The sequence below is a fragment of the Streptomyces sp. NPDC044571 genome (genome assembly GCF_040647115.1).
Classification (GTDB): Bacteria; Actinomycetota; Actinomycetes; order Streptomycetales; family Streptomycetaceae; genus Streptomyces.
This window is the reverse complement of the sequence record NZ_JBEZBN010000094.1, coordinates 1-15,654: the sequence shown is the minus strand read 5'-3', so window position 1 is coordinate 15,654 and position 15,654 is coordinate 1. Positions and strand designations below refer to the sequence as shown.

The window sequence follows — 15,654 nt, the reverse complement described above, 5'->3', positions numbered from 1 at the left end:
GCTCTGCACCGTCAGCCAGGCGTCGTACAGCCCGTACGGCACGAGGTTGACCAGCGAGGCCGCCCCGACTCGAAGGCGCCCCTGTGACGTGCGTGACGTGCGCGTGCGTCCTCGTCGTATACGAAAAGCGGGTCAGCGCATCTTTCCGCCGCGCGGCATCCGCATGCCCTTGGGCATGGGGCCCTTCGGCAGCGGCATGTTGCTCATGAGGTCGCCCATGGCCCGCAGCTTGTCGTTGACCTGGGTGATCTGGGGGCCGGCCAGTACGCGCGGCAGCTTCAGCAGCGTCGTACGGAGCTTCTTGAGCGGGACCTCGCCCTCGCCGGTGCCCACGATGAAGTCGTGCACCGGGATGTCCGGCATGATCCGGGCCATCTTGCGCTTCTCGGCGGCCAGCATCGGCTTGAGCCGGTTCGCGTTGCCCTCGGCGATCAGCACGACGCCGGCCTTGCCGACGGCCCGGTGGACGATGTCCTGGTTCCGGTTCATCGCGATGGCCGGGGTGGTCGTCCAGCCCCGGCCCACGTTGTCGAGTACGGCCGCGGCCGCGCCCGGCTGTCCTTCCATCTGCCCGAAGGCAGCTCGCTCGGCCCGCCGTCCGAAGACGATCGCCATTGCGAGGAAAGCCACCAGGAAGCCCAGAATGCCCAGGTAGACCGGGTGGTCGATCAGGAAGCCGATCGCAAGAAAGACACCGAAGGTGACGATTCCCACGCCCGCGACGATCAGACCGACCTTCGGGTCGGCCTTGCGCGTCATCTTGTACGTCAGGGCGATCTGCTTCAGTCGCCCGGGGTTCGCAGCAGTCTCTGCGTTTGACTTCCTCGCCATACAGCGAAGTTTACGTGGCCTGGGGGGTCCGGGTCGCAGCGGCCTCCAGTACGTGCTCGGTCTCGACCCGGTCCCTGGCCCTGCGGCGGTCTTCAAGGACCGCGCTCCAGGCGTTGCGGCGGGCGCCGCTCATGAGCAGCGACTCGATGCCGCGGAAGGCATCGGTGAACGACGGGATGGCGATGGCGCGTACGGGCGCGGCCTGCATATGTCGATCCCTTTCACGGTGCTCACGTCGGACAGTGCAGTCAGGGCTGTGCGGTGGTGTGCGCGGTGCGTGGACCTATCGTCACTGATTGGTGTTACCAGGGCATGACCCCGCGGTCAAACGATGATGAAACATTGGCGCGGCCCGCCGGACTCTTCCTATAAAGAGCCTAGGGGCCGCGCCGGTGCACATTACTCGTCAGTAAGCTTTTGTGCGCGAATTCACACAGTCATCGCGTCGGTCGGACGGCTGCGCGCTCCCCGGCCTGCGGTCGGGCTCCGCACCGCCTACGCTCCGGCTCCGCGCTTGTCCATCGCCTGCTGGTACAGCCGGCCGGCCCGGTACGAGGAGCGGACCAGCGGGCCGGACATGACGCCCGAGAAGCCGATCTCCTCGGCCTCCTGCGCCAGCTCCACGAACTCGGCCGGCTTCACCCAGCGCTCCACGGGGTGGTGCCGCGGCGAGGGCCGCAGGTACTGGGTGATGGTGATGAGCTCGCAGCCGGCCTCGTGGAGGTCCTTCAGGGCCTGCGAGACCTCCTCGCGCTCCTCGCCCATGCCGAGGATCAGGTTCGACTTGGTGACCAGGCCGTAGGCCCGCGCCTGGGTGATCACGTCGAGGGAGCGCTCGTAGCGGAAGGCCGGGCGGATCCGCTTGAAGATCCGCGGCACCGTCTCGACGTTGTGCGCGAAGACCTCGGGGCGGGAGGCGAAGACCTCCTCCAGCAGCTCCGGTACCGCGTTGAAGTCGGGGGCCAGCAGCTCGACCTTGGTGTGGCCGCCTTCGCGGCCGGCCGTCTGCTGGTGGATCTGGCGCACGGTCTCCGCGTACAGCCACGCGCCGCCGTCCGCCAGGTCGTCGCGGGCGACGCCGGTGATGGTGGCGTAGTTCAGGTCCATGGTGACGACCGATTCGCCGACGCGGCGCGGCTCGTCGCGGTCCAGGGCCTCGGGCTTGCCCGTGTCGATCTGGCAGAAGTCACAGCGCCGGGTGCACTGGTCGCCACCGATGAGGAAGGTGGCCTCGCGGTCCTCCCAGCATTCGTAGATGTTCGGACAACCGGCTTCCTGGCACACCGTGTGCAGTCCTTCGCCCTTCACGAGGGCCTGCATCTTCGTGTACTCGGGACCCATCTTCGCCCGGGTCTTGATCCACTCGGGCTTGCGCTCGATGGGGGTCTGGCTGTTACGGACCTCCAGGCGCAGCATCTTGCGTCCGTCGGGTGCGACTGCGGACACGACCGGCTCCCTGTGACTTCGATTCTTCGGCGCCCACCAGGGTACGCCCGTAATTTCGTACGCTCTTACGACGGCCAACCTGCGCGCGGCCGGCCCCATTCCCCGGCCGCTAGGGGCCCGCGACGGGCTCGATCTCCCGGGGCCGCAGCTCGGCGTGCTCCAGGACGTCCTTCAGGTGCTTCTCGACGACCGGCAGCACCTCGGCGATGGTGACCTGGCGGCCCAGTTCGTACGAGAGCGAGGTCACACCGGCGTCCCGGATGCCGCAGGGCACGATCCGGTCGAACCAGGTGTTGTCGGGATTCACGTTGAACGCGAAGCCGTGCATGGTGACGCCCTTGGCCACCCGGATCCCGATCGCGGCGAGCTTGCGGTCCTCGCGGCGCTGACCGGCGTTGGACGGGGCGTACTCGGGGCCGTTGAGCCGGGGGTCGAACTCGTCGTCGTGCAGGCGCGGGTCGAGGTCGAGGGAGAGCCCGCCGAGCTTCGGACGCTCCTCCACCGGGTCGCCGAGCACCCACACCCCGCTGCGCCCCTCGACCCGGGTGGTCTCCACGCCGAAGTCGGCGGCGGTGCGGATCAGCGCCTCCTCCAGGCGGCGCACGTGGGCGACGACGTCCACCGGGCGCGGCAGCTTCATGATCGGGTAGCCGACCAGCTGGCCCGGGCCGTGCCAGGTGATCTTGCCGCCGCGGTCCACGTCGACGACGGGCGTGCCGTCCAGCGGCCGCTCGCTGTCGTCGGTGCGCCGGCCCGCCGTGTAGACCGGGAGGTGCTCCAGCAGGAGGCAGGTGTCGCCGACCTCGTCGGCGAAGCGCGCGGCGTGCACCCGCCGCTGCTCCTCCCAGGCCTGGGTGTACTCGACGTAGTCGGGTCCGAAGCCCAGATGGACAAACCCAAGCTCAGCCACCGCAGCGCCTCCTCGTTGAACCTGCTGTGTGCACGTATCGCACCAGCCAAGGGTACGGCCGCCCGTTCCGGCGGCCTCAGGCGCCCGGCGGCGGGGGCTCCGGCAGCTGCCCGCGCAGCTCCGGCAGGGGCCCGGGCAGCAGCCGGGGACGGCGGCGCCCGTGGGCCGGCCGGTCCGGGTCCTCGTCCGCTCGCGGCAGCCGTCGGTGGCCCTCGGAGTGGTCGTTGACCCACCCGCACACCCCGCAGGCGTAGCGCCCGTCGAGCCCCGCGATGTACGTACCGCAGCGCCGGCACTCGGCCTCGGTGAGCTCGGGCGCCGGCAGCGGCTCGGGCGCGGACAGGGCCGCGGTGGTGTCTGCGGGCGGCTGCGCCCCCTGGGTCCTGCGGGTCATGGCCGCAGCGTACGCGGGCCGAGGGGGCCGGTCCGTAAAGAGCCCGGCCGATTCTGCACACGATCGGATGACTGTGGGGCGGACAGGACGGCAGGGACGGAGTTCGCCGCTACATTCACGCCGTTCAAGGGCCGGGACTCCGGTCCGTCACGTACGGAAACCGTGGAGCCGATGACGGAACGACCTGCCCAGCGCGTCCCCAACCGGCAGCTCGCGGCGCTGATCGCGGAAGCCGGGTTCTCCAACGCCGGGCTCGCCCGCCGCGTCGACCAGCTCGGCCTGGAGCACGGTCTCGATCTGCGGTACGACAAGACCTCCGTGACCCGGTGGCTGCGGGGGCAGCAGCCGCGCGGGACCACCCCGGCACTGATCGCGGAGGTCTTCACCCGGCGCCTGGGCCGCCGGCTCTCGGCCCAGGACCTCGGGCTGGACGCCTGCGCGCCCGTGTACGCGGGGTTGGAGTTCGCGGCCACGCCGGAGGAGGCCGTGGACATCGCCAGCGGGCTGTGGCGCAAGGACTCCGGCTCCCACGCCGAGCTGCGGAAGATCGCCTTCACCCCGGCCGGGCTGGTCGTGCCCAGCCGGGACTGGCTCATCGGGCGGCCCGACGAGCGGGTGGGCCGCGGTGCCGACCCGGCCGCCGCCGCGGCCCGCGTCCCGATGCAGGGGCGGCCCTCGGTCCCCCGCCAGCGGCAGATCGACCGGGGGCCCGGGCAGCGGGTGACCAGCGGCGACATCGCGGCGCTGCGCTCGGTCAGCGAGCTGTTCCGCAGCCTGGACCAGGCGTACGGCGGCGGCCACGCCCGCCAGGCGCTGGTGCGGTACCTGGAGCACGAGGCCGAGCCGATGCTGCGCGGCACCTACGGGGAGACCACCGGGCGGCGGTTGTTCGCGGCCGCGGCCGACCTGACCCGGCTCGCGGGCTGGACCTCGTACGACATCGCGGCGCACGGCCTCGCCCAGCGCTACTTCGTGCAGGCGCTGCGCCTCGCGCAGGCGGCCGCGGACCGGCCGTACGGCAGCTACGTGCTGGTGACCATGAGCCGGCAGGCGGTCTACCTCGGCCACGGCCGGGAGGCGGTACAGCTGGCCCGCGTCGCCCAGCAGGGCGTCGGCTCGGGGCCCCCGCCGGTGGTGCAGGCGCTGCTCCACTCCGCGGAGGCGCGCGGGCACGCGGTCCTGGGCGAGGTCCGGGCGGCGACGGCCTCGCTGATGCGGGCCGAGCGGGCGCTGGGCGCGGCCCGGCCGGGGGACGAAGTACCGCACTGGGCGCGGCTGTTCGACGAGGCGCAGCTGGCGGACGAGTTCGGGCACTGCCACCGGGACCTCCAGCAGTACCGGGCCTCGGCCCAGCACGCGGAGCGCTCGCTCCAGCTGCGGGCGCCGGGCTTCGCGCGCTCGCGGCTGTTCTGCCGGGTGGTGCTGGCCACGGCCCGGCTGGGGCTCGGCGAGCTGGAGCAGGCCTGCGCGCTGGGTGCGGAGGCGGCGCAGCAGGCCATGGAGATGCGGTCGGTGCGGGCGGTGGAGTACGTACGGGACTTCGAGCGCAGGCTGGAGCCGTACCGGGACGCCGCGGCGGTGCGGACCTACCGGGACCGGGTCGCGGCGCTGTCCTGATCTTGACGCGCCCCTCGCACGGCTCGGCCCCGGGGGCCTCACCGGCTTCGGGTCGCTGCGACGGACTCCGTCCGTCGGCGGCCCGGGCCGTGCGCGGCCGACACCCGCCGGGCCCGGTCCCGGGAGCGGAGCCGGGCCCCTGGCGGGTGTGGCCTCAGGCCGCCGCCGGGAGGGCGGGCTCCGCGGTGGCCGGGAGCCGGATGCCGAAGTCCCGCAGGACGGCGGTGGCCGCGCGGCGGGCGGAGTTCAGGGCGCCCTGCACGGTGTTGGAGTCCCGGTGGTCGCCGCACACGTACAGTCCCGCCAGGACCCGTACCGGGCGCCGCAGGTCGTGGGGCGGCGGCATGGCCGGGACGGCCTCCGGGGTGTGGTGGACGGCCAGCAGCTCCCAATCGCGGGTGGCCGTCTCGTACAGCCGGGCCAGGCGCGAGGTGACCGTACGGGCGGCCGGCGGCGGTCCGAGCACGGTGGTGGTGACCAGGCTCCGGCCGGCCGGGGCCCGCGTCGGGTCGACGGCGCTCATCACGGCGGTGTGGGCGACGGGCCACCCCGGGTCGCCGTCCAGCAGGAGCGAGCCGTCCCAGGGCAGCGGGCCCGCCCCGGCGGGAGTGGCGTGGTGGATCACCGTGACCTCGTGGAAGTCCGGCACCCGCAGCCCGGGCAGCAGCTCGGCGGCGGCCCGGGCCCCGGTGGCCAGGACGGCGGAGCGGCAGCCGAAGTCGCCGTGGTCCTCGGTGGTGACGAGGTTGGTCGCCACCGACCGGACCCGGACCCCGGTGCGGACGGTGCCGGGCGGCAGCGCGGCGGCCAGCAGTTCGGGCAGAGCCGAGGCTCCGCCCTCGGGCACGGCGAGGCGGCCGCGGGCGAAGCTGCGCAACGCGAGGTCGGCGACCCGGCTGGAGGTGGTGAGCTCCGGATCGCGCAGCAGGGCGGAGAGCAGGGGCCGCAGGGTGGTGCCGAGGGCCCGGGAGCGCAGGGCGGCGAGCGCGGTGCGCTCGGGGCGGGCCAGGACCCGGTCGGCGGGCAGGGCCGCGAGCCGGCCGAGGAACGCGCTGAGGCGGGCCTGGTCGAAGGAGCCGCTGGCCAGCGCACGGGCCGGGGTGCGGGTCCCGACCCGCTGCTGCCTGCCGTCGGCGTGGACGAGCACCCCCGGTGCGAAGGGCCGCAGAACCAGGTCGGTGAGGCCCGGGGTCCGGTCGAGCTCCGTGTAGGAGGTGTTGAGCAGCTGTCCGATCCGGTCCAGCCGGAAGCCGTCGGCCTGCTCGGTGGCCATCCGTCCGCCGGGGTCGCCGGCGGCCTCCAGGACGGTGACCGTGACCCCTGCCGCGATCAGGTGGTGTGCGGCCGCGAGTCCTGAGACCCCGGCTCCTACGATGACGACGTCCGCATGCTGTGCGGCATGGTGCGAGCTGGTGAGCACGTGCCCCTCCCCGAGGTCGGCGCGGCTGTGTGGGGTTCCTCCTTCCCCCAAGCGACTCAAGGGGAACCCCGGCGGGGCGGAGTATTACGGTCAACTCCGGTCGCACAGCGGTCGCATCCGGGGCACAAACGGTCGCACGGTGGTTAAGGGTGCTCCCCCGCCAGCGCCGCGCGGATCGCCTCGTCGATGCCCGGGTGACGGAAGGCGAAGCCCGACTCCAACAGCCGCGCGGGACGCACCCGCTGACTGCCGAGCACGTCCTGCGCGAACTCCCCGAGGGCGACGCGCATGACCGGCGCCGGCACGGAGAACAGGGTCGGGCGGCGCAGCACGCGGCCCATGGCCGCGGTGACCTCACGGTTGGTCAGCGGTTCGGGGGCGGTCAGGTTGACCGGGCCGGAGAGGCCGGGGGTGTCGAGGATGTGGCGCAGGGCGGCGATCTCGTCGTGGAGGGAGATGTACGACCAGTACTGGCGGCCGTCGCCGAGCCGGCCCCCGATCCCCGCGCGGAAGAGGGGGAACAGCTTCCCCCAGGCCCCGCCCTGGGCGGCGACCACCAGCCCGGTGCGGGCGAGGACCGTCCGTACGCCGGCCTCCCGGGCGGGGGCGGCGGCGGCCTCCCACGCGACGCAGACCTCCGGCAGGAAGCCGCTCCCGGCGGGGGCGTCCTCGTCGACGGGGCGGTCACCGGTGTCGCCGTAGTAGCCGATGGCGGAGCCGGAGACGAAGACGGCGGGCGGCCGGTCCTGCGCGGCGATGGCGCGGGCGATGGCGCGCGTGCCGTCGACCCGGCTGTCGCGGATCTCCTTCTTGTACGCGTCGGTCCACCGCCGGTCCCCGACCCCGGCCCCGGCGAGGTGCACGACGGCTGCGCAGCCGTCCAGAGCGGCAGGGTCGACATACCCGCGGCGGGGATCCCAGGCGGCCTCGTCGGGAGCGGTGGGCGGCCGGCGCACGAAGCGGACCACGTCGTGCCCGTCGGCGCGCAGGGACCGCGCCAGGGCCTGCCCGATGAGACCACTGGCCCCGGTGAGAGCGATACGCATCCCCCCATCATGCCGCCACCCGTCACGGCGGCCCCACCCGTCACGGCGGCCCCACGCGGCACGGCCCGGCACCACCGGACCCCCCGGAGAGGACGGGTGCCGGGTCACGACGTGCCGAGCCAGGTGCCCACCGCGTAGGTGACCGCCATCGCCAGCGCGCCGCCGGCGACGTTGCGCAGGACCGCCCTCGGCACCGGCGCGCTGCCCAGGCGGGCGCTGAGGACCCCGCACAGGGTCAGTGCCGCCAGGACCGCGGCCGCGGTCACCGGGACCCGCTCCGACGGGCCCGGCAGGACGATCGCCAGCAGCGGCAGCACCGCCCCCACCGTGAACGCCACCAGGCTCGCCAGCGCCGCGTGCCACGGATTGGCCAGCTCGTCCGGATTGATCCCGAGCTCCACCCTCGCGTGCGCCCTCAGCGCGTCCCGCGCCGTCAGCTGCTCCGCGGCCTCCCGCGCCAGGGCCCGGCTCAGCCCCCTCGCCTCCAGCAGCTCGGTCAGCTCGTCGAGCTCCGCCTCCGGCTCCTCGGCGAGCTCCTGCCGCTCCAGGGCCAGCGCGGCCTCCTCGGAGTCCCGCTGGGAGCTGACCGACACGTACTCCCCCGCCGCCATCGACAGCGAGCCCGCCAGCAGCCCCGCCACCCCTGCCGCCAGGATCGCCGAGCGCGAGGTGGTGGCCCCGGCCATGCCCACCACCAGGCCCGCCGTCGAGATGATCCCGTCGTTCGCGCCGAGCACCCCCGCGCGCAGCCAGTTCAACCTGGTGCTGATCACCGCGCTCTGCATCTCTTCGGTCACGGGACCACTTTCGGCGTACGGACCCCGCAAGGCCACCCGGCGGGGCGGTCCGGGGTGCGCGGCCCCCGCCCCCGTACCAGGGTGGAGGGGTGAGACGCCGACGCCAGGAGCCCGGCTGGCTGCGCGGGGAGCCGCCACCCCGCTGGGCCCGGTTCGCGCCCGCGGTGGCCATGGTGGTGCTGGTGCTCGCGCAGCGCGCCACCCCGGGCGATGTCGAGCTGGGCTACTTCCTGGCCGGCCTGCCCCCCGTCGCGGCCTTCGCGTACGGGGCGGCCGGCACCGCCGTCTTCGCCGCGATCGTGCTCCTGCTGATCGGCGTCCCGTCACTCGGGATAGCACACGCCCACGGCTCGGACCTGGCCACCGTCGCCGCGGTCGCGCTGCTCAGCGTGGTGATCGCCTGGGTGCGGCGGCGCCGTGACGCCCAGCTGGTGAACGTGCGCACCGTCGCGGAGGCGGCCCAGCTCGCCGTGCTGCCGCCCGTGCCGGAGCGCGTCGGCCCGGTGCACTGCGCCGGCCTGTACCGCGCCGCCCAGCAGGGCACGCTGGTCGGCGGCGACCTGTACGACGTACGGGCCGGGCCGTACGGGGTCCGGGCCCTGGTCGGCGACGTCCAGGGACACGGCCTGGCCGCGGTCGGCACGGTCGCGGCGCTGCTCGGGGCCTTCCGCGAAGGGGTCCTCGACGACGCGGAGCTCACGGCGGTGGCCGCACGGCTGGACCGCAGGCTGCTGGCCGACACCGCCGAGCCCGCGCTGTCGGACCCGGCCGCTCCCCCCGGTGAGCGGCCGGAACTGTTCGCCACCGCCCTGCTGCTGGAGTTCCCGCCCGGCCAGGACCTCGTACGGGTCGTGTCCTGCGGGCACCCGCCCGCGCTGCTGCTGCGGACGCACACGGTGTCCGAGGTGGACGTGGAACCGGGGCCCCCGCTGGGCCTGGGCCTGGCCGGATCGACCCCGCCACCGATCACCTGCGTCCCCCTCCTCCCCGGCGACCGCCTGCTCGCCCACACGGACGGGGTCACGGAGGCCCGCGACGCCGCGGGCGACTTCTACCCGCTGGCCACCCGTGTCCCCGCCCTGGCCACCGACCCCTCGGGCCTGCTGCTCGCGGTCTGGCACGACCTGGTGGCCTTCACCCGCGGCGGCCCCCGCGACGACGTGGCCCTCCTGGTCCTGACCCTCCCGGCCCCCTCGGCAACCGCCACCGCCGACGGCCCGGTCCACGGCTAGTCCCGTCCGCGGATCACGGCCCACGGCCCACGGCCCACGGCCCACGGCCGCACCCGACAGGCCCCGACCCAGCGGTCACCCCCTAGCCTGTGCGCGTGACGCCTGCCGACGACCGCCGCTTCCCCGCACCCCTCGCCGCCGCCCTGACGGCCCCGTTCGACTACGAGAACGGCGACGGGATCGACTTCGAGCCCTTCGACTCCTTCCTGTCCGCCGCCGAGACCGCCGACTGGTTCCAGGCATGGACCGGCAACACGGAGCTGACCGGCGAGGAGTTCCGCGTCTTCGGCCAGGACGGCACCGGCGGCTACGCCGCCTTCTGGCTGCTCCGCCCGGACCGGCCGCTGTCCGGGCAGCCCGTCGTCTTCCTCGGCTCCGAGGGCGAGACCGGCGTCGTCGCCCGCGATCTGGGGGACTTCCTGTGGCTGCTCGCCGACGGTTTCGGCCCCTTGGAAGCAGCCACGACGTACGCGCCCGACCGGCTCCCGCGCCCCGACGCGGCGCGGACGGCCATCGCGGAACGCCATGCACCGGACCGGCGCAAGCCGGCGAAGACCGTGATCGAGCTGGCCGGCCGGGAGTTCCCCGGCTTCGACGAGACCGTCATGGCCTTCTGCCGCTGACCCGGCCGACCCGCTGCCGGCCGCCGACCGGGGCCCGGGCTCGGGTCCCGGCGGCGTGCCGTGGCGGGCGGGCGGGGGGCTCAGGCGGCGTTGCTCACGATGAAGGCGCGCACCAGCTTGCACGTGACGTTCGACGGGCGGTGGATGCCGGTGCGGACGGCCATCGTGCGGATCTTCCGGTTGGTGGCGCGCCGGGCGTCGTACGTCCCCGAGTCGAGCAGGGATATCGCCAACCGCATCGCCTTCAGCCGGCGGTTGTGGCTCTCGTACCACTCGCGGGGCAGACCCGCGGGCAGCGGCTTCTTCTTGACGGGCTGGACGGTGGTGGCAGTGGCCATCTACAGCCTCCCAAACGGTAGTTGGCGTCCTGTCGTTCTCCCTCGATTTTACCGGCGCCCACTGACAGAAGCCCCTGGCCAGACCGGCACCGCCTAGGCTTGGACCCATGGAGATCTGGATCAATCCCGCCTGTTCGAAGTGCCGCAGCGCGCTCACCCTGCTGGACGCCGAGGGCGCCGACTACACCGTCCGCCGCTACCTGGAGGACGTGCCCTCCGAGGACGAGATCCGCGAGGTGCTCGGCCGCCTCGGGCTGGAGCCGTGGGACATCACCCGCACCTCCGACCCGCTGGCCAAGGAGACCGGCGTACGGGACCTGCCGCGCGAGGAGAACGACGCCGCCCGGGCCCGCTGGATCTCCCACCTCGCGGCCCACCCGAAGCTCATTCAGCGCCCCATCATCACCGCCGAGGACGGCACCGCGGTGGTCGCCCGCTCCGAGGAGGCGGTCCGCGAGGCCCTCTCCCGCCGAGCCTGAATCCAGCGGGGCCGGAACCGGCCTGTCCGGAGCCGCGCGGGGCCGGAGCCTTGCCGGGCGCGGATCCAGCGGAGCCCGAGCCCGGTCGACCCCGGATCGGCCGAGCAGCCGGCCGGCGACCGCCCAGCCCGGCCCTCACGGACTGACGCCCCCTCACGCCCGGCCCCGGCCGAGCCGGTACGGGCGGCGCCCGCGCTCCCGGGCACGACGCCCGACGACCCCGCCTCCGGCACCGCCACCGCCTCCGGCCCCACCGGCCGTGACCGGAGCGGGCAGGGCGGACTGATCTCGCCCTCACCTCCCCACCCCATAAGGTGTGAAAAAGACACAAGGGACCAATCACGCCGAAGGGGTCGGACCGTCGTGACCGAGCAGCCGCAGGGCCCGCAGCCGCACGAGACCGCACCGGAGGCCGCCGGCCGGGGCGACCGCCTGCTGCCTCCGCCGCGGCGGACGGCCGACTGGATGTTCGGCGGGGTGTACGGGACCGTGCTGGCCGCGGGGCTGTTGGCCGCACTGGACCAGAAGGGCGGCGAGTACACCCCGTACTACGACGCCGGCTGGGTGCTGGTCACCGCGGCCGCAGCCGGCCTTGCGCACGGCTACTCCCACCACATGAGCAGCCACCACGCCGGCTCCGCCGGACACCGGTGGCGGCTGCTCGGGCGGGCGCTGTGGAACGAGTGGCCGGTCATCGCCGCCACCCTGCCCACCGTGCTGCTGCTGGTCTCCGCCGGGCTCGCCCACTGGGACTCCTCCGGCGTGACCGCCGTGGGGCTCGGCGTGAACACCGCGCTGCTGTTCGGCTGGGGGTCCTTCGTGGCGGTCCGGGTCGGCTACCGGATCGGCTCGGCCCTGCTGATCGGCCTCGCCGACGCCACCATCGGCCTGGTCATCATCGTGGCCAACGCGCTCCTCAAGTAGCCGCGGGCGAAGCAGGCCCGAGCCCCACCGATCGACCCCCGGGCCCTCAGTCGGGCAGCTGCCCCTCCGCCTCCGCCAGGATTTCTGTCACCCGCGCCGCGAACCGCGCTCCGCGCGGATCCGGCACGCCGGTCCGGGCGGCGGTGAGCAGGGCGTCCAGGGCGCGCCCGTACGCACCCGGTACGTCGGTCCAGTTGGGCAGCGAGAAGACGCCCTCGGCTCCGCGCACCTCCAGCCCCACCCCGGCGGCGGCGGTCGGTGCGCCCAGGCTGAGCACCGCCGTGCTCGCCGCGCCCGAGGCGTGGCGCAGGGCCAGCTGGACCACGTCGGAGGGGCCGCGGGTGGCGCTGACCGAGGTGACCTCGCCGAGCACCGGGATCAGCACGGACAGGGCGTGCGGGCCGACGTCCCACAGTCCGCCCTTGTCCTTGCGCCAGGGCGAGTCGGCGTACGCGCTGGGCGCGCCGTCGGGCGGGAAGACGGCACCGAGCCAGTGCGCACTGGCCGTGAACCAGCCGGTGCGCCCGATCTGCTCCTGCACCCAGCCGGCGGCGGGCTCGGCGAAGCGGAGGGTGAAGAAGACGACGGAGGCGACGCCGTGCCGGGCGGCGGCGTCGGCCACGGCGCGGGCGTCCGCGACGGTCGTGGCGACGGGTTTGTCGAGCAGCAGGTGGCGGCCCGCGGCGGCGGCGCGGACGGCGAGCGGGGCCTGCACGTCCGGCGGCAGGGCGAAGGCCACGACGTCACAGTCCGCGAACAGCGCGTCGGGGTCTTCGTACACCTTCACGTGGTACGCGTCGGCCAGCTCGGCCGCGGCTTCGGGCCGGCGGCCCCACACGCCGGCGAATTCGGAACCGGCGTGGGCGGCGAGGGCGGGGGCGTGGGTGCGGTGCGCCCAGGGACCGGTGCCCAGCAGGCCGACCCGGGGGCGGGCAGGCAGGGGGAGGGGACCCGTGGGGGCACCGCCAGAGGTCAAATCGTACGAAATGCTCACCTGCCAAGTCTGCCCCACTCGGACGGGTGTGCTGCCACCAACCCGCACAAGCCACCCGACCTGCGGTGTAAACCTCGGTAACACGGGGTTCACACACGGGCAACGGAAGAGAAATCGCCGCGGGGCACGCTGCGCAGTACACGCTGCGGTTCACGCCGCAGCACCACAGAACCGCAGCACCGCAGAACGCAGTGACGGCACGACGCAGTGACCGCGCAACGCAGTGACCCGCAGCAGCAGCACCCGCAGAGGCTGCGCCGGAGCGACGCACCGAAGGATGGGGCCCGTGAGCTACAAGGCTGAGTACATCTGGATCGACGGCACCGAGCCGACGGCGAAGCTGCGCTCCAAGACGAAGATCCTCGCCGACGGCGCCGAGCTCCCGATCTGGGGCTTCGACGGATCGAGCACCAACCAGGCCGAGGGCCACGCCTCCGACCGCGTGCTCCAGCCGGTGTTCTCCTGCCCGGACCCGATCCGCGGCGGGAACAACGTCCTCGTGCTGTGCGAGGTGCTGAACATCGACATGACCCCGCACGAGTCGAACACCCGCGCGCTGCTGCGTCCGGTCGCCGAGAAGTTCGCGGGCCAGGAGCCGATCTTCGGCATCGAGCAGGAGTACACCTTCTTCGACGGGGCCCGTCCGCTCGGCTTCCCGGTGAACGGCTTCCCGGCCGCGCAGGGCGGCTACTACTGCGGTGTCGGCTCGGACGAGATCTTCGGCCGCGACATCGTCGAGAAGCACCTGGACCACTGCCTGGCGGCGGGCCTGAGCATCTCCGGCATCAATGCCGAGGTCATGCCCGGCCAGTGGGAGTTCCAGGTCGGCCCGGTCGGCCCGCTGGAGGTCTCGGACCAGCTGTGGATCGCCCGCTGGCTGCTCTACCGCACGGCCGAGGACTTCAACGTCTCCGCGACGCTGAACCCGAAGCCGGTGAAGGGCGACTGGAACGGCGCGGGCGCGCACACCAACTTCTCCACGAAGGCGATGCGCGAGGACTACCGCGCGATCATCTCCGCCTGCGAGGCGCTGGGCGAGGGCAGCAAGCCGATGGACCACGTGAAGAACTACGGGGCCGGCATCGACGAGCGCCTGACGGGTCTGCACGAGACCGCCCCGTGGAACGAGTTCAGCTACGGCGTCTCCGACCGCGGCGCATCGGTCCGCATCCCGTGGCAGGTGGAGAAGGACGGCAAGGGCTACATCGAGGACCGCCGCCCGAACGCCAACGTGGACCCGTACGTGGTGACCCGCCTCATCACGGACACCTGCTGCACGGGCCTGGAGAAGGACGGCCTGGTCTGAGCCCCGGTTGACCCACAGTCGCCCGCCGAGTCCCCGTGGACCGGCGGGCGTTCTGCTGTCCGGCGGTGTGGGACGGATCTGCCCACGATGCGATATACGGGCCTCGCCGGAGGGAAGGCGGCCGGTCCGGATGATGACGGTTCATCCGGAATCGCACCCGGCCTCCTCCGAGGAGGATCGCGGAATTTGAGATTCCGCTCCACCTTTCGAGACAGGACCTGCCCCGCCGCCCCCGCATCTGCTTCAATGAGGCCCATGGCCAGCCACTCGCACCCCTCGAACGGTCGCAGCGACCTCGAGCCTTTCTGGCCCTCTCGTCAGGATCACGATTACGACCGGGAGTGTTGCCGCGCGAAGAACGCGCCGGCCCTCTAAAGCCTTCCGGGATCCGCCAACGGACCTGCCCAAGGCCTTCGGTCTGCGCGGTACGCGACGTCGTCTGCACGTCCGCACGTCTGCACCTCTCCTGCCGACCTCCGCGTGAAAGAGCTGACCACTCATGTCCCACACCCGTTCCCTGACGTCCGCCTCCGCCTCCGCCGCCTCCTCCGCTGCGACCGCTCCCCTCCCCTTCCCGCCCAGTCCGCGCCACCGGCTGCGCGCCGTGGACCGGGACGAGGTCGCCCGCGTGGTCGACCTGCTCCCGCCCGGCGCCACCTGGCTGCCCGCGCCCCAGCACACCCTGCCGGCGCTGCCCGGCCGGCCGCCGATGATCGGCTACCTGGTCCTCGTACCGGCCGACCAGCAGCCGCAGATCGCCTTCTCCCCCGCGTCCGTTCCCGTCCCGGCGCCCGCGGCCACCGCCACCGCCACCGCCCCGACGGCCGTCGCCGGGACCACCACCGGTGACGCCCTGGTCCGCATCGACGCGGCGCAGCGCACCGCCGAGGTCGACGGCCGGGTACTCGACCTGACGTACCTTGAGTTCGAGCTGCTGGCCCACCTGGTGGCGCACCCGCACCGGGTGCACAGCCGGGACCAGCTGGTCACCACGGTCTGGGGCTACGGCCACGTCGGCGACGGCCGGACCGTGGACGTCCACATCGCCCGGCTGCGCCGCAAGCTGGGCGCGGCCCACCGCGGCGCGATCCAGACCGTGCGGCGGGTCGGGTACAAGTACTCCCCGCCCGCCCTGTGATCGCCATGGCGCCCGCCTGAGGGCCTTGCGAACGCCGGAAACTGCCGGTGGGCCCGTACTCCCGCTGCGGCGCATGGCCCCCGCGGCCGTCCATTCCTCGGTGATGCCCGGCAGGATCGCCTCGATGGCGCGCGCCCCGCCCGACCACAGGAGGTGGAC

General features: G+C 73.6%; 17 protein-coding genes. 7 read left to right on the top strand and 10 right to left on the bottom strand.

Features of this window, described 5'->3' with window-relative positions; all coding sequences use genetic code 11:
- Positions 1-132 precede the first annotated feature (132 nt).
- The 5 genes from AB0B01_RS29755 to AB0B01_RS29735 all read right to left on the bottom strand — a co-directional run bounded on the left by AB0B01_RS29755 (position 133) and on the right by AB0B01_RS29735 (position 3,581).
- Positions 133-831: a DUF4191 domain-containing protein gene (locus tag AB0B01_RS29755; protein WP_361725720.1), complete on the bottom strand. Its 699-nt coding sequence runs from the start codon at positions 829-831 to the stop codon at positions 133-135.
- A gap of 10 nt (positions 832-841) precedes the next feature.
- Positions 842-1,039, bottom strand: coding sequence for a hypothetical protein (locus AB0B01_RS29750; RefSeq protein WP_356853145.1), 198 nt, complete (start codon positions 1,037-1,039; stop codon positions 842-844).
- Positions 1,040-1,326: 287 nt separating this feature from the next.
- Entirely contained in the window at positions 1,327-2,277 is a 951-nt protein-coding gene (lipA, locus tag AB0B01_RS29745; RefSeq protein ID WP_361725716.1) for a lipoyl synthase, read from the bottom strand.
- A gap of 109 nt (positions 2,278-2,386) precedes the next feature.
- A complete protein-coding gene (gene lipB, locus AB0B01_RS29740; RefSeq protein WP_361725713.1) occupies positions 2,387-3,187 on the bottom strand; it encodes a lipoyl(octanoyl) transferase LipB in 801 nt (266 codons plus the stop codon).
- 76 nt (positions 3,188-3,263) lie between these two features.
- Positions 3,264-3,581: a hypothetical protein gene (locus AB0B01_RS29735; RefSeq protein WP_361725710.1), complete on the bottom strand. Its 318-nt coding sequence runs from the start codon at positions 3,579-3,581 to the stop codon at positions 3,264-3,266.
- Positions 3,582-3,752: 171 nt separating this feature from the next.
- Here AB0B01_RS29735 and AB0B01_RS29730 point away from each other — a divergent pair, with 171 nt between their 5' ends.
- Positions 3,753-5,198, top strand: a complete 1,446-nt coding sequence (locus AB0B01_RS29730; RefSeq protein ID WP_361725708.1) for a regulator — start codon at positions 3,753-3,755, stop codon at positions 5,196-5,198.
- A gap of 154 nt (positions 5,199-5,352) precedes the next feature.
- Here the strand turns inward: AB0B01_RS29730 and AB0B01_RS29725 are convergent, their stop codons facing one another.
- From AB0B01_RS29725 to AB0B01_RS29715, 3 genes are all read right to left on the bottom strand, one after another.
- Positions 5,353-6,618, bottom strand: a complete 1,266-nt coding sequence (locus AB0B01_RS29725; RefSeq protein ID WP_361725705.1) for an FAD-dependent oxidoreductase — start codon at positions 6,616-6,618, stop codon at positions 5,353-5,355.
- A 143-nt stretch (positions 6,619-6,761) separates the two neighbouring features.
- The gene (locus tag AB0B01_RS29720; RefSeq protein ID WP_361725702.1) at positions 6,762-7,664 is read right to left on the bottom strand and encodes a TIGR01777 family oxidoreductase; all 903 of its coding nucleotides are present in this window, start codon (positions 7,662-7,664) and stop codon (positions 6,762-6,764) included.
- Between the two features lie 104 nt (positions 7,665-7,768).
- Entirely contained in the window at positions 7,769-8,449 is a 681-nt protein-coding gene (locus tag AB0B01_RS29715) for a VIT family protein (RefSeq protein ID WP_361725726.1), read from the bottom strand.
- 101 nt (positions 8,450-8,550) lie between these two features.
- Here AB0B01_RS29715 and AB0B01_RS29710 point away from each other — a divergent pair, with 101 nt between their 5' ends.
- Complete coding sequence (locus AB0B01_RS29710) at positions 8,551-9,693, top strand: PP2C family protein-serine/threonine phosphatase (RefSeq protein WP_361725699.1); 1,143 nt, start codon at positions 8,551-8,553, stop codon at positions 9,691-9,693.
- A 95-nt stretch (positions 9,694-9,788) separates the two neighbouring features.
- Entirely contained in the window at positions 9,789-10,316 is a 528-nt protein-coding gene (locus tag AB0B01_RS29705; RefSeq protein ID WP_361725696.1) for an SMI1/KNR4 family protein, read from the top strand.
- 80 nt (positions 10,317-10,396) lie between these two features.
- On the opposite strand, the gene AB0B01_RS29700 is transcribed toward AB0B01_RS29705, so the two are convergent.
- Positions 10,397-10,654, bottom strand: a complete 258-nt coding sequence (locus tag AB0B01_RS29700; RefSeq protein ID WP_356853130.1) for a hypothetical protein — start codon at positions 10,652-10,654, stop codon at positions 10,397-10,399.
- 107 nt (positions 10,655-10,761) lie between these two features.
- Between AB0B01_RS29700 and AB0B01_RS29695 the strand changes: the two genes are divergently transcribed.
- Together AB0B01_RS29695 and AB0B01_RS29690 are read left to right on the top strand one after the other, a co-directional pair.
- A complete protein-coding gene (locus AB0B01_RS29695; RefSeq protein ID WP_361725692.1) occupies positions 10,762-11,133 on the top strand; it encodes an ArsC/Spx/MgsR family protein in 372 nt (123 codons plus the stop codon).
- Positions 11,134-11,496: 363 nt separating this feature from the next.
- Entirely contained in the window at positions 11,497-12,057 is a 561-nt protein-coding gene (locus AB0B01_RS29690; protein WP_361725689.1) for a hypothetical protein, read from the top strand.
- 46 nt (positions 12,058-12,103) lie between these two features.
- On the opposite strand, the gene AB0B01_RS29685 is transcribed toward AB0B01_RS29690, so the two are convergent.
- Positions 12,104-13,045 carry a Gfo/Idh/MocA family oxidoreductase gene (locus tag AB0B01_RS29685; protein WP_361725723.1) on the bottom strand — a complete coding sequence of 314 codons (942 nt, stop codon included), beginning with the start codon at positions 13,043-13,045 and terminating at the stop codon, positions 12,104-12,106.
- A gap of 292 nt (positions 13,046-13,337) precedes the next feature.
- Here AB0B01_RS29685 and glnII point away from each other — a divergent pair, with 292 nt between their 5' ends.
- Entirely contained in the window at positions 13,338-14,357 is a 1,020-nt protein-coding gene (glnII, locus tag AB0B01_RS29680; RefSeq protein WP_361725686.1) for a glutamine synthetase, read from the top strand.
- A gap of 499 nt (positions 14,358-14,856) precedes the next feature.
- A complete protein-coding gene (locus tag AB0B01_RS29675) occupies positions 14,857-15,495 on the top strand; it encodes a winged helix-turn-helix domain-containing protein (protein WP_361725683.1) in 639 nt (212 codons plus the stop codon).
- The last annotated feature ends 159 nt before the right edge of the window (positions 15,496-15,654 follow it).

Bases quoted from the DNA above. Each gene is read 5' to 3' on its own strand.
- AB0B01_RS29675 (WP_361725683.1), top strand. From the start codon at position 14,857: ATGTCCCACACCCGTTCCCTGACGTCCGCCTCCGCCTCCGCCGCCTCC.
- AB0B01_RS29700 (WP_356853130.1), bottom strand. From the start codon at position 10,654: ATGGCCACTGCCACCACCGTCCAGCCCGTCAAGAAGAAGCCGCTGCCC.
- AB0B01_RS29755 (WP_361725720.1), bottom strand. From the start codon at position 831: ATGGCGAGGAAGTCAAACGCAGAGACTGCTGCGAACCCCGGGCGACTG.
- AB0B01_RS29715 (WP_361725726.1), bottom strand. From the start codon at position 8,449: ATGCAGAGCGCGGTGATCAGCACCAGGTTGAACTGGCTGCGCGCGGGG.
- AB0B01_RS29720 (WP_361725702.1), bottom strand. From the start codon at position 7,664: ATGCGTATCGCTCTCACCGGGGCCAGTGGTCTCATCGGGCAGGCCCTG.
- AB0B01_RS29750 (WP_356853145.1), bottom strand. From the start codon at position 1,039: ATGCAGGCCGCGCCCGTACGCGCCATCGCCATCCCGTCGTTCACCGAT.
- AB0B01_RS29735 (WP_361725710.1), bottom strand. From the start codon at position 3,581: ATGACCCGCAGGACCCAGGGGGCGCAGCCGCCCGCAGACACCACCGCG.
- AB0B01_RS29730 (WP_361725708.1), top strand. From the start codon at position 3,753: ATGACGGAACGACCTGCCCAGCGCGTCCCCAACCGGCAGCTCGCGGCG.
- AB0B01_RS29695 (WP_361725692.1), top strand. From the start codon at position 10,762: ATGGAGATCTGGATCAATCCCGCCTGTTCGAAGTGCCGCAGCGCGCTC.